Annotated in this window: 12 protein-coding genes and 3 pseudogenes; 7 read left to right on the top strand and 8 right to left on the bottom strand. The window is 68.5% G+C overall.

Features of this window, described 5'->3' with window-relative positions:
* Nucleotides 1–2 precede the first annotated feature (2 nt).
* The 3 genes from OH735_RS04060 to OH735_RS04070 form a co-directional block, all read right to left on the bottom strand.
* Nucleotides 3–1,007 carry a zinc-binding dehydrogenase gene (locus OH735_RS04060; RefSeq protein WP_406379529.1) on the bottom strand — a complete coding sequence of 335 codons (1,005 nt, stop codon included), beginning with the start codon at nucleotides 1,005–1,007 and terminating at the stop codon, nucleotides 3–5.
* 331 nt (nucleotides 1,008–1,338) lie between these two features.
* Nucleotides 1,339–2,268, bottom strand: a complete 930-nt coding sequence (locus tag OH735_RS04065; protein WP_406386399.1) for an NAD(P)H-binding protein — start codon at nucleotides 2,266–2,268, stop codon at nucleotides 1,339–1,341.
* 91 nt (nucleotides 2,269–2,359) lie between these two features.
* Nucleotides 2,360–2,551 (bottom strand): hypothetical protein, encoded by a 192-nt coding sequence (locus OH735_RS04070; protein ID WP_406379530.1) that lies wholly within the window; start codon nucleotides 2,549–2,551, stop codon nucleotides 2,360–2,362.
* A gap of 15 nt (nucleotides 2,552–2,566) precedes the next feature.
* On the opposite strand from OH735_RS04070, the gene OH735_RS04075 reads away from it, so the two are divergent.
* Together OH735_RS04075 and OH735_RS04080 are read left to right on the top strand one after the other, a co-directional pair.
* Nucleotides 2,567–3,241: a thioesterase domain-containing protein gene (locus tag OH735_RS04075; protein WP_406379532.1), complete on the top strand. Its 675-nt coding sequence runs from the start codon at nucleotides 2,567–2,569 to the stop codon at nucleotides 3,239–3,241.
* A 219-nt stretch (nucleotides 3,242–3,460) separates the two neighbouring features.
* Nucleotides 3,461–4,558 (top strand): hypothetical protein, encoded by a 1,098-nt coding sequence (locus OH735_RS04080; RefSeq protein ID WP_406379534.1) that lies wholly within the window; start codon nucleotides 3,461–3,463, stop codon nucleotides 4,556–4,558.
* A gap of 179 nt (nucleotides 4,559–4,737) precedes the next feature.
* On the opposite strand, the pseudogene OH735_RS04085 reads toward OH735_RS04080, so the two are convergent.
* From OH735_RS04085 to OH735_RS04095, 3 genes and pseudogenes are all read right to left on the bottom strand, one after another.
* Nucleotides 4,738–4,962: pseudogene (locus OH735_RS04085) on the bottom strand (hypothetical protein); the annotation flags it as partial.
* Complete coding sequence (locus OH735_RS04090) at nucleotides 4,952–6,430, bottom strand: DEAD/DEAH box helicase (protein WP_406379536.1); 1,479 nt, start codon at nucleotides 6,428–6,430, stop codon at nucleotides 4,952–4,954. The gene OH735_RS04090 and the pseudogene OH735_RS04085, both read right to left, overlap by 11 nt.
* A gap of 171 nt (nucleotides 6,431–6,601) precedes the next feature.
* A complete protein-coding gene (locus OH735_RS04095) occupies nucleotides 6,602–6,805 on the bottom strand; it encodes a cold-shock protein (protein ID WP_361458513.1) in 204 nt (67 codons plus the stop codon).
* Between the two features lie 627 nt (nucleotides 6,806–7,432).
* Here OH735_RS04095 and OH735_RS04100 point away from each other — a divergent pair.
* A complete protein-coding gene (locus OH735_RS04100; RefSeq protein ID WP_406379538.1) occupies nucleotides 7,433–8,830 on the top strand; it encodes an IS1380 family transposase in 1,398 nt (465 codons plus the stop codon).
* Between the two features lie 180 nt (nucleotides 8,831–9,010).
* Here OH735_RS04100 and OH735_RS04105 read toward each other — a convergent pair whose 3' ends face one another.
* Nucleotides 9,011–9,604, bottom strand: a complete 594-nt coding sequence (locus OH735_RS04105) for a hypothetical protein (RefSeq protein ID WP_406379539.1) — start codon at nucleotides 9,602–9,604, stop codon at nucleotides 9,011–9,013.
* A 98-nt stretch (nucleotides 9,605–9,702) separates the two neighbouring features.
* Here OH735_RS04105 and OH735_RS04110 point away from each other — a divergent pair.
* The 4 genes and pseudogenes from OH735_RS04110 to OH735_RS04125 form a co-directional block, all read left to right on the top strand.
* Nucleotides 9,703–10,299 (top strand): annotated as a pseudogene (locus tag OH735_RS04110) (aromatic ring-hydroxylating dioxygenase subunit alpha); the annotation flags it as partial.
* Entirely contained in the window at nucleotides 10,296–10,478 is a 183-nt protein-coding gene (locus OH735_RS04115; protein WP_406379541.1) for a hypothetical protein, read from the top strand. The pseudogene OH735_RS04110 and the gene OH735_RS04115, both read left to right, overlap by 4 nt.
* Nucleotides 10,475–11,424 (top strand): annotated as a pseudogene (locus OH735_RS04120) (PDR/VanB family oxidoreductase). Before OH735_RS04115 ends, OH735_RS04120 begins: the two are co-directional and overlap by 4 nt.
* 154 nt (nucleotides 11,425–11,578) lie before the next feature.
* Nucleotides 11,579–11,713: a hypothetical protein gene (locus OH735_RS04125; protein WP_406379543.1), complete on the top strand. Its 135-nt coding sequence runs from the start codon at nucleotides 11,579–11,581 to the stop codon at nucleotides 11,711–11,713.
* 102 nt (nucleotides 11,714–11,815) lie between these two features.
* Here OH735_RS04125 and OH735_RS04130 read toward each other — a convergent pair whose 3' ends face one another.
* Nucleotides 11,816–12,238 carry a YjbQ family protein gene (locus tag OH735_RS04130; protein WP_406379545.1) on the bottom strand — a complete coding sequence of 141 codons (423 nt, stop codon included), beginning with the start codon at nucleotides 12,236–12,238 and terminating at the stop codon, nucleotides 11,816–11,818.
* Nucleotides 12,239–12,473: the final 235 nt, after the last annotated feature.

Genomic DNA, 12,473 nt, shown 5'->3' on the forward strand with positions numbered 1-12,473 from the left:
CATCAGGGGCGGACGAGGACGAGGCCGACCTTGCCGGGCCGTACCGCGTGCTCCACGGCGTTGGCCAGCTCGCCAAGGCCGTACGTAGCGGCCACCTCGAACTGGTCCTTGAGCCCCAGCGCGATCTGCTTCGCAGCCGCGACGTCGGATGCCCGTCTCTCGGCGGAGGCCTCGGACAGCCACCGGCCGATGTTCTTGCCCCGCAGCGTCAACGACTTGTTGAGCAGTGTCGACGCGTGCACCGGGATCGCCTCTTCGGCAATTTGCCCGTAACTGACCAGTTTCCCGCCCGGCGTCAACAGATCCAGAAGGCTCTCTGTCAGCTTCCCGCCGATCGGGTCGAAGGCCACACTCACCGGACGACCGTCGGCTGCCTTTCGAACCTCGTCGGCCCAACCCGGATGCTCTGTCGACACGACCGGCACGTCCGGGAACCGCCGGCGCAGCTCGGCGGCACCGCGGTCACTGCGGACGACGTTGACGAGCGCCAGGTTGTGGAACTGACACACGCCAGTCACCAGCCGCCCGACCGACGAGCCCGCGGCGGTCTGCACCAGAAGACCGTCGTAACCGAAGGCCAGGTGCTCCTGCGCCTCACGGCGCAGCATCACCGTGGTGAGCGGATTCGCCAGCATCTGCGCGGCGACCTCGTCCGACAACTCGTCCGGTACGGCGACGACCGTCCCGACGTCCGCCACGATCCACTGGGACCACGCCCCAGGCTGGGGGAAGACCGTTACGCGGCCGTCGACCTTGACATCCGGCGCCACGCGCGTTCCCGGGCCGATGGCCTCCACCACGCCGGTGGCCTCCAGGCCGGCCGGAACCGGCTGTGCGGCCTTCCCCGGATAGGCCTCGACAGCCTGGAGATCACCGGGGTGCACCGTGAAGGCCGTGGTGCGGATGAGAATCTGGCCGCGCTCGGGCGCTGCCGGCCCCGGCTCCTCGATCACGGTCAGGACGTCGGCAGGCAACCCTCCACGGGCATAGACAACACGACGGTTCATGGTTCTTCTCCTACGCGCTGGTACGTGTAGGTCCTGGCCTGGGCATCGACCGATGTCCTGCGGCCCCAGTTGCATTCCGCTGAGTGCACTCCGGAACAAGGGTTTCGTGGTGCACGCGGCCTGCGTCGTACGGGCGGTCCTTGCCGTCGGTTCGTGGTGATTGCCAGGTCAAGCAGTTCGACACTCACGGGCCGGGTCCTTTCGGGGGCGGTGTCGGGGTGAGAACTCGATCCGGCGTCCGTGTGGCGGCCGCCCCCGTGCACGACGGCCGATCGGCGCCCCCAGCGGTCAGCCCGCAACACGCTCGACGACGAACGACGACGAGGTGGCTTCAGGGGCTGAACAGGCCGGGGTTTTCACGGACGTAATCGGCCACTCCCGAAGGGGGCCGCCCGATGACCTGCTCGACCCCGTCCGCCTTGCGGTCGTACCGATTCTCCGCGTGAAGGCGAGCCATGGTGGAGATGTGTTGGAAGACGTGGTCGGGCAGCCCCAACGGCCTGAGATCGTCGTCGATCCAATCCTGCAAGGGGACGTCGATGTAATCGACCTGTCGGCCCAGGGCTGCGGAGACCTCCGCCGCCATGGCGGCGGAGGTCTCCGAACGCGGGCCGGTCAGCTCATAAATCCGGCCGACGTGTGGGACAGGATCGGCCAGGATCTCCTCCACGACCGCGGCGACGTCGCCGGCCGCTACAGGAGAAGTCTTCGCCCGGCCGAAGGGCAGCCTGATGCTTCCGTACTTCGCGATCGAGGAAAAGCCCACACGGAACAGCGGGTTCTCCATGAACGCGGTGGGCCTGATCTGGACAACGGGCAGGCCCGACCAGCCGAGAACCTGCTCCACCAGCCACTGCTGCCGCTGCTGCACGGACTCGGAGGTGCTGGTGAGGCCCATCTCGGACACAGTCAGCTGCGACATGTTCACGAACACTTCCAGGGACCCGTACGCCCGCGTGACGGCCGCTACCGTCACGGCAGCCTCCAGATACTGCGCCGAAACGCCCATGCCGAAGTACATACGTCCACAACCGGCCAGGGCGTCAACGACGTCACCCGCACGCGTCAGGTCCCCGACAACGACCTCGGCGCCCGTCGCACGCAGCGCCTCCGCCCGCTCGTCATCGCGGCGCACCATGGCCCGGACGGGTAGGCCCCGACGCCGAAGGCCTTCGACCACGGACCGCCCGACGGCGCCGACACTGCCCGCCGCGCCTGTCACCAGAATGGGTAGCACACTGGTTTCTGGGGTGCGGTCCATAGAAGCAGCCTGTGATACGCACGACCAGGGCGCAACTGGAGCCCGCCGAACCGTCGGCGATCCACCGCAGACGGCAGGCCGCGGCATGCCCTCAGCGCCATGCCGCCCACTTCTTCACCGCGAACCGGTCGCCCGCGCGCCGTACTTCGGCAGCGCCCGGCCCGGGGAAGTGTGCGGGGAACAGCAGAGCGTCGCGGTCCGCGGCCTCCCCCAGCACCCGGCGCCGGCTGTCGCGTGCCCGGGGCTCGTCCTCGTCGAAGCAGGGGCAGTCGTCCGGCTCCACGATCTGCAGTGGACTGTGCAGCAGATCCCCGGCGAACACCGCCCGCAGGAGCTGCTGCCCGCCACACTGGACGCCTTCGTGGCGGCACAGGCCGCCGCCGTGCGCGCGTGTGCGGGCGACGAACCGTTCGTCCTGCTGGGGCGCTCGGCCGGCGGATGGGTGGCACACGTGGTCGCCGAAAAGCTTGAGAGCACGGGCCTGATTCCGTCCGCCGCCGTCCTGATCGACACCTACCCCGGTGAGGACAGCGGCCTCGGCGGCAGCGGTGGCGACGGACCCGCGCTCTCGGCGATGACCGCAGGCATGCTGGACGACTCCGTGCAGTTCGCCTCAGCCGAGACCGACCGGCTCACTGCGACGGCCGGCTACCTGGAGCTCTACGCCGGCTGGAAGCCGACGGCCCTGACGGCCCCCACCCTCTTCGTCCGGGCCGGAGACCGCTTGCCCGGCATCGAGGCGGCCGAGCCATGGAGCCTGCCGCACTCCGAGATCACCGTGCCCGGTGACCACTTCACCGTTCTGGAGGATCATTCCCGCACGACCGCCCTCGCCATCCACACCTGGCTCTCCGAGCACCTCCGAGTGGACGCGTCCAGAGGCGCGTCCCAGGGCCACGACGGGGAAGCCGGGCGGCAGCCGAGCTCCCGGCCGTCACTCGTCGACGGCGGTGCACCCGCTCATGGCCTGTGACTATCCCGTCGCCGTCAGCGCGAGCACCCGGCGGTCCTGGGCACGGGAGCGACGGCCGGGTGCCCGGAAGGGCACGAGGTAGAGGTTGCACGCGCAGTCCAGGGCGTCCGCTGGGGTGCCGGCGAAGCCGCGTTCCGCACCGCTTTGCGCTCGTCGAGCTCCATCGCCCCCCGGGGCGCGCATCATCAAAGGAGGGGAGACCATCGACGAGGAGTGGCGATGAGGTTGTCGTTCCTTGAACCCCTCTACGCGGAGCCGGGCCCGTTCGCCTCCGTGTACCTGGACACCTCCCGAGACGTCGAGCATCCCGAGCGGGCGATCGCGCTGCGCTGGCGGCGGCTGCGCGAGAGCCTGTCCCGCGAGGGCTCGGACCGGGCGCTGCTGAACGTACTGGAGAAGGTGGTCGGCGCCGACACAGAAGTGCCGGGGGTCCACGGCCAGGCCATCTTCGCCGCCCACGGCACGCTCGTCCTGCACGGGGAGCTGCCCAGGCCGCCCGAGCACGACTCCGCGCGCTACAGCACCCTGCCGGACGCGATGCCCCTGGTCACCCAGCACGTTCCGGAGATCCCCTACATGGCCGTAGTCGTCCACTACGGCGGCCTTCCGACCGCCGAGACCCACGGCTGGGTAACTCTGGAGGCGGAGACCGGCACCTGGCCCGCGTCCACCGTCACCCCGGGTGAGCGGCTGCACCGCAGAGTCGCGGTGGCGACCTGGCACCGCACCTCCCTCCGGCTCGGCCACCGGCTGGACGAACGGGCGCGGCGCGCCCATGCCGACGCCGTCGTCGTGGGTGGGGACGAGTGGGCGTGCAACGTACTGATCCGCCGCCTGCCGCACACCCTGCGGGACAAGGTCATACGCGTGGGCGGCCGGACCCCCACCGACACCGGACGGGCCCTGTTGGAGCCGCAGCTCGACGGCGTCTTCCGCGGCCGCATGGCCGCGCACGACCGGGAACTCGTGGACATCTTCATCGGCCGACGTGCCCTGGACGGACCCATGGCGGAGGGGCTGGCCGCCACCGTCGCCGCCCTCCAGCGCGGCCAGGTCGCGGCACTGCTGCTGAACCGGCCGCCAGGGTCTTCGCTGCGGCTCTGGGCGGGCTCCCAGCCCACTCAGCTCGCCCTGACCGAGGCGGAGCTGGTGTCCTTCGGCGTGCGGGCCCCGCGCGAGGAACGCGCCGACGACGCCCTCGTCCGGGCTCTCGTCGGCACCGGTGCCGAGCTGGTCGTCGTACCGGAGAGCGGGCTGAGGCTGTACGAGGGCGTGGGCGCCCTGTTGCGGTACACCGACCCGGGGACCCTGTCCTGACGCCGGCGCTGCTGCGCCTCCCGGATCACGGGCCACCCCTTGCACCCGACCGCCCCGGATCGCGCCGCGCGCGGAACGTGCCGAACCGGATACGGCCGGCACACCGCGCGGCTGAGGGGCTTCTGGCCCTCCGCCGCCCCAGTGGCCCCAGGATCGATGTCGGTCACCAGCCAGTGCAGGAAGGTCGTCCCCGGCGCGTCCGGGTCCTCGCACAGAAACACCAGCTCCGTGGCCTCGTGGGGCAACGGCTGCAGCAGCCCGGGAAGCACGGAAGGCTTCCCCCTCACGGACTGGGACGGGGCGCCGTTCACCCAGGACTCCGCGAAGCACCTCTCCGTGTGGCGCAAGTCGGCTTGAGTCACGCACACAGCGTACGAGGGCACCGTTGCCGAGCTATGCGCCACGACGAACCCGAGCGGCCATGCGGGCCTCGGCAATCTGGCGGGCCTCAGCAGACCGGCGAGACTCGCCGCCGGCTCGCCCCGGGCGGGTGCCCAGACCGCGGAAGGGGGCGCCGCCGCGCTTCGGGCGCTCCGCGGCCGGCCCGCTGCCGCCGACGGGGACACTGGAGGGAGCCTGGGCGCCAGTGATGCGGCTCAGCTCGGCCTCGCCGGAGCGGACCTGCGTGATCTGCGGCCTGATGCCCGCGTCGGACATGAGACGCGCCATGTCCCGGCGCTGGCCGGGGAGGACCAGCGTGACGACACTTCCGGACGCGCCTGCGCGGGCTGTACGGCCGCCGCGGTGCAGGTAGTCCTTGTGGTCGCCGGGCGGGTCGACGTTGACGACGAGATCGAGGTCGTCGATATGGATGCCCCGAGCCGCGACGTTGGTGGCCACGAGCGCCGTGACGTCGCCGGTCTTGAACTGTGCCAGGGTGCGGGTGCGCTGGGGCTGCGACTTGCCGCCGTGCAGCGCCGCGGCCTTCACGCCGCTGCTCAGCAGGTGCTTGGTGAACTGGTCGACAGCATGCTTGGTGTCCAGGAACATGATCACGCGCCCGTCGCGGGCAGCGATCTCGGTGGCGGTGGCGTACTTGTCGGCGCCGTGCACCTGCAGCACGTGATGCTCCATCGTGGTGACCGCACCCGCCGACGGATCGACCGAGTGGACCACTGGGTCATGGAGGTAACGTCGGACAAGAAGGTCGATGTTGCGGTCCAGCGTGGCCGAGAACAGCATGCGCTGGCCGTCGGAACGTACCTGATCCAGCAATTCGGTGACCTGCGGCATGAAGCCCATGTCCGCCATCTGGTCGGCCTCGTCCAGGACGGTGATGTTCACCCGGTCCAGGCGGCAGCCCTTGCGCTCGACGAGATCCGCGAGGCGGCCAGGAGTCGCAACGACCACCTCGGCCCCGGCACGCAGTGCGCCGGCCTGCCTGCCGATCGACATGCCGCCGACCACAGTGGCCAGTCGCAGCTTCAGCAACCGGGCGTACGGGGCGAGCGCATCGGTGACCTGCTGGGCCAGCTCGCGCGTGGGGACGAGGATCAGGGCCAGTGGCTTCCGCGACTCGGCACGCTGCCCGGCCGTGCGCACGAGGAGCGCCAGACCGAAGGCGAGCGTCTTGCCCGATCCGGTGCGCCCGCGGCCCAGGACGTCACGCCCTGCGAGGGAGTTCGGCAACGTGGCGGCCTGGATCGGGAACGGCTCGTTCAGGCCGAGGCTGGTGAGCATCTTCAGCAACTCGACTGGCATGTCCAGTTCGCCGAAGGTCGCGGCCGCGGGGAGGGCCGGGGTGACGGTGACCGGCAGTGCGAACTCCCCCCGTGGTGCGGGGGAGCGGCGCCCGGCATCGCCTGGACTGACGCCAGGACGCCTCTGGTCCTGTGGGTGGAAACAATCGTTCGTGCGAGCCGAACGGCTCATGGAGGACCTTCCTCGACAGGGCGCGCATCGAGGAATTCCCGACAGGATGAGCCGGATGAATTGCAAGAACGAGCCGAATGTGAGACTAAAAGAATTCCACCGGAATGCAGAAAGCAGATAGCTGGGGCCCCAACGCAAGGCGGGGCCCCAGCTATCCCATACGCTTCGGCGTCAGGCGGGAGTGATGTTCTCCGCCTGCGGACCCTTCTGACCCTGCACGACGTCGAAATTCACCTTCTGGCCTTCCTGAAGCTCACGGAAGCCCTGCGTGGCGATGTTCGAGTAGTGGGCGAAGACATCCGGGCCGCCACCGTCCTGCTCAATGAAGCCGAAGCCCTTTTCCGAGTTGAACCACTTGACGGTGCCAGTAGCCATGTCACATCTCCTTGGGGGCAGTGCCCGCGGGCCCACGCCGCGTGAACCCCTGCGTTGCCACAATGAACCCCGTCCGGATAAGCACCGGAGATACAAAAATGCCCAACGACATACAGCCGCCAAGGCATTTGAAGTTTCGGGAGCCAAAACTGCAACTACCAGTTAAGTCTAGCACGGCAGGGGCATCCGAACTACTTTCGCCCGTGAAGTAAAGCCTCAGCCTCGCGGCGGCACCGGATCGATATATCAGCCGGCGCCAACTTGAGTGCATGCGGAAGGTGAATTTTCAGATTACCCAAGATGTGACCAATGAGAACTCATCGTCTCCAGCGACGAGAACCTGGCCTCCATAACCCTCCCCTTGCTCGAGCAAAGTAGATCGTACCTCTCGACTCGAATTATCTAGATTCATTTCCGCAAAAGACAGGTCCGGAATTACTCGGTGTCGAGCCGCCCGCATCCCTCCCGCCACCAGGCCTCCTCCTCGCGTAGTTCGACGTCGCTCAGCCTGGATCCACCGGCTGTCCCGGGTCCTGTGGATAGAGAAATGAAGAGAGGTGCCTGCTGACCTGCGAAGATGGGAGTTACCACACCACCATCACGCACTATCAGCAAGGCACCTCGTAGATGAAAGTTTCCCACACCCCGGCGGCGGTCTCCGCTGCGTTCGATGACCGGAATCTGATCGCGTATGCGGGGCTTGTCCCGGTGATGCAGCTGGCCGAACGGTGCGGTCTTTCGCGCCTGGTGGCCGAGAAGGTGAAACTGCCCGGGGCGGGCAACGGCACGGGTGCGGCGGCGGACGCCAAGGTCACCAGCATCGTGGGCGGTATGGCCTCAGGCGCGGACAGCATCAACAACCTTCACCTGCTGCGGCACGGTGCGATGCCGGCCGTGTTCGACGGTATCCGGGCCCCGTCCACGCTGGGCACGTTCCTACGCGCGTTCACCCACGGTCATGCGCTCCAACTCCACGCCGTGCACCGCAGGTTCCTCGGCGCGCTGGCCGCACACACGCCGCTGCTGCCCGGCGCCGGTGTGATGGCGTTCATCGACGTCGACTCCACTCATAAACGGGTTTACGGGCGGGCCAAGCAGGGCACCGAGTGCGGCCGGTTCAAGGGCATCCGCACTCTGCACCCGTTGCTCGCCACGATCTGCACCCCGCACTCCCGGCCGGTGATCGCCGCGGTCCGGATGCGCCGCGGCAAGGCAGCCGACGCCCGCGGCGCCCCGAAACTCGTGAGCGAGGCCCTGGCCACCGCCGCCGAGGCGGGCTGCACCGGCATGCGGATCCTGCGGGCGGACTCCCAGTTCTACAACGCCGGTGTGATCGCAGCCTGCCGCCGGGCCGGAGCCCGCTTCTCCATCACCACTGGCATGAACCCGTCCATCAAACGGGCCGTCCTCAGCATCCCCAACGATGCCTGGCAGAAGATCAGTTACCCGAACGCGGTGGAAGATCCAGACACCGGTGATCTCATCTCGGACGCCGAGGTCGCCGAGACCCCCGCATACACCGCGTTCGCCAGCCGCAAGAAGAGCGAGCGCGTCACGGCCCGGCTGATCGTGCGCCGGGTCCGTGACCTGGCCAAACCCGCCGTCGTGGGAGAACAGGGCGAGCTGTTTCCCGTCTGGCGCTACCACCCCTTCTTCACCGACAACCCCGCCGGGACACTCCAGGCCGAACGGGAACACCGCCACCACGCGGTGGTGGAACAGGTCATCGCGGACAGCAAAGCCGGCGCTCTGGCCCACCTGCCCTCCGGGCACTTCCACGCCAACTCGGCCTGGCTCACGCTGTGGGCGATGGCCTACAACCTGCTGCGGGCCGTCGGAGCACACACCTCGGCCTTCCACGCGAAGGCAACCACCGCCACACTCCGGGCCCACCTGGTCCACGTCCCGGCCCGGATCGCCCGCTCCGCACGGCGCATCACCCTGCACCTGCCCCACAACTGGCCCTGGCAGCAGGCCTGGACGCATATGTTCGCCATCACGCACGGCCCACCGGGACTGACCTGACATCCCCGTCCACCCCGCCCTCAAGGCCCGACCGGAACCGAACCCGTGGAAAGCTGGGCAGACCAGCAGATACCACCTGCCCCAAACCGAGCACCGACCCGGCACCAGCTCAGAAAACCGTTAGAAGATCCATTTCAATCCAAGGCGGTGGATTCAGGCTAAGTGAGCGAAGCCGCCTCGTCAGGATGACGGGGCGTCAAGACCCGGCTTGCGCTTGACGTCTGTGATCTTCAGGCTCGCGGCTGCCACCGCCCCGAACGGCTCGACAATCAGGGTGCTGGAGGTGCCGACGATCTCCAGTGCGGCCTGGGAATCGATCCGCAGGTCCAGGCGGACACGCGGCGGGCCGCCCTGGGCGGGCATGGCATGGATACCCGACACCGGGTAGTCCAGCTCCATCAGCTTGCTGCGTAGACCCTTGGCGCTGCTGGTGCCCTTGCCGCCGAACCCCTCGCGGATGCGGTCCGCGTGTTTGTCGGCGATGCACTGATCCTCCGTGTCCAGCGGGATCGCTTCGAAGTCCCTGGGCTTGAGCTCGGAGGTGTAGTACTCCGGAGGGCCTTCGGAGGAGTTCGGGTCCGGGCCGATGCCGTCGATCGTCGGCGGCGGGTTGTCCGGCCCGTATCCGTCCACCGGCTGCTCCTCGTACCCGGGAACATCCTCCGGCCGGGGGGGCTTCTTGCCGTTCGCGTCGGCCGGCTGGTCCTCCCTGCACTCCGCGTTGATGGTGCGCACGAGCTTCGAGAACCGCTTCATGGCCGCGCTGTTGTCCATGGCAGTCGGGCCGCTTCCTGCGCGCACGCTGCTTCCCGGGGGCACCGCGTCGGCGCCGGGCTTCTGACTGCCACACCCGACCACGGCGAGGGGGGCGAGTCAGTGGCATGGAGCCGATCGATGCCGACTACGGACTCCTCGTCGACAACCTGCTCGACCTGTCGCACGAGACCTATCTGCACGGTGGCTACATCGGCACCCCAGAGGTCGCCGAGACCCCGATCACCACCGAGGTCGACGAAGCCGCAGGTGTGGTGCGCGTGTCCCGGCACATGATGGATGCGGCGTGCCCGCCCTTCTACGCCCGCTCCACCGGCATCGAGGGCCGCATCACCCGGCTCCAGGACATCGAGTACTTCGCGCCCTGTCTGTACTTGCTGCACAGCACGATCACCCCGGTGGGGCAGCAGTCTCCGCTCTTCCGCACCGAGATCACGTATGCCATCACCCCGGCCGCACCGGGCAAGGTCTACGACTTCTGGGCCGTCTCCCGTGACTTCGCCCGCGACGACGCCGAGGTCACCGAGTTCCTTCGGGACTTCAACCACCAGGTGGTCATGCAGGACGTCGACGCGCTCAATCTCCTTCAGCGCGCTCTGGACCAGGAGCCCGCCGGCTTCCAGGAACTGAGCGTCAACATCGACACCGGCGGCCTCGCGGCCCGACGGATTCTCGCCGCCTTGGCGGCAGGATGAGCGGCGGGACTCCTGGCTCCGGCAGCCGTACGCAGCTCTACCGAGTCGAGTGGCTTCCGGGCACCGACTCCTTGCACGGCACCTGCCACTGCGGGGCCGAGCACACCGGCGAGGACCCCGTCGAGATGTGGACGTGGATGCTCGGTCATCCTGAAGGGCACAGGAGGGGACGACCATGACAGAGCCGTATATCACCGTGGTCGTTGGCGCCCGGTGCGTTGAGGCGGAGGGTATCGTCTCGCTCACCCTGCACCGCCCGGACGGCGGCGACCTGCCCGCCTGGGAGCCCGGCGCACACATCGACGTCATGCTGGTCGATGGTCCGGAACGTCAGTACTCACTGTGCGGCAACCCATCCGACCGTCATGCCTGGCACATCGCGGTCCTCCGCGAGCCCGGCGGCCGCGGCGGATCGCTCCGGATCCACGACGAGCTCTCCCCCGGCACGTCACTACGGGTGCGAGGGCCACGCAACCACTTCGCGCTGAGGCCGGCCGCGCACTACCGGTTCGTCGCCGGCGGCATCGGGATCACCCCGATCCTGCCCATGCTCGCTGCGGCGGAGGCAGCCGGGGCCGACTGGACTCTCCTCTACGGCGGCCGCACCCTCGCCTCGATGGCCTTCCGGGACCAACTCGCCCGCCGCTACGGCAATCGCGTGCTGCTTCGCCCGCAGGGCGAATCCGGGCTGCTGGACCTCGCCGGGTACCTCGGCACCCCGGAGCCGGACACCCTGGTCTACTGCTGTGGACCGGGCCCGCTCCTGGACGCGGTCGAACGGCACTGCGCGAACGCCGGGTGGCCGCAGCCGCGTACTGAACGCTTTCAGCCGAAGCCCCCGGCCCCGGCGTTGCCGACACCGCCTTCGAACTCGTCCTCGCGAGAACCGGGATGACGCTGACCGTCCCGCAGGACGCCTCGGTCCTGGACACCGTTCGTGCGGCCGGAGTGGACGTGCTCTTCTCCTGCGCAGAGGGAACCTGCGGCACGTGCGAGACCGACGTGGTGGAGGGAACCCCGGAGCATCGGGACTCGCTCCTCACAGCAGAGGAGAGGGCAGCGGGGGAAACGATGATGATCTGCGTCTCCCGTTGTCTGGGGGCCCGATTGGTCCTGGACCTGTAGCGAACAACGCCGCGGACCCCGGAACGCGAGACCGGGAGCGCTACCTCCGGTCGGCAGAGAACTGCCGGCCGGAGGAGCCAATCACCTACAGGTGGAACAGCCCTCCGCGGTGGACTGGTAGACCGCCTTGAGGTCGGCGGGCTCAAGGGGAAGGTTGTCCTGCGCTGTTACCTTCGCGCACCACCTGGGGGCGGAGGTCGTCGTCCGGGACGGCACGGCGTTCATCACCGACGACGGCCAGGAGGACTACCTCCCGGTGGCGAGCAGGCATTTACCGCATCCGTCGTAGGGACGCTCGAATCCCATGTAGGTCCGTACCGTGCAAGATTCTCTCCGTTCGCGCACGCATGGTACGGAGAATCGGCGGCACGACCCCTGGGAGTGATCTTGATCAGCCCAGGAAGCTCAGACGAACCTGACGGTTGTCTTTAGAGATGTTCGTGTCGACCAGGCACACCGACTGCCACATACCGATTTCCAGCCGGCCGCCGATCACCGGCAGTGTGGCGTGCGGTGGGACGAGGGCGGGGAGTACGTGGTCGCGGCCGTGGCCAGGGCTGCCGTGGCGGTGTTGCCAGCGGTCGTCGGCGGGGAGCAGTACGTGGAGGGCGGCCAGGAGGTCGTCGTCGCTGCCCGAGCCGGTTTCGAGGATGGCGATACCGGCGGTCGCGTGCGGTACGAAGATGTTGAGCAGGCCGTCGCCGGTGGGGGCCGTCCGGGCGAGGAATTGTTCGCAGTCGTGCGTCAGGTCGGTGACGGTCTCCCTCGCTCCGGTGGTGATGTGCAGGACGCTGGTGGTGAAGGTACGGGGCATGGCTCCATCTTCTCGTTCGTGCCGCGAGATCGCGCGTCCACGTGCCGAGACACCATTGACCGTTTCAGTCCTGGATCGCTACGTTCAGCGCCATGTTCCGTTCAGCTCTGCTCACTTCGCGCGGTCACATCGACCTGCTGCGGGTGGCTTCCGCCGCGTGGCACTGCGGCTGCTGACGTCCTCTCAGCGCATCTGCCTACGGTGACCGGTCGATCCACTCGCCCGTTCCCGCTGC

The sequence above is a fragment of the Streptomyces sp. NBC_01618 genome (assembly GCF_045209435.1).
In the GTDB taxonomy this organism is placed as follows: Bacteria; Actinomycetota; Actinomycetes; order Streptomycetales; family Streptomycetaceae; genus Streptomyces.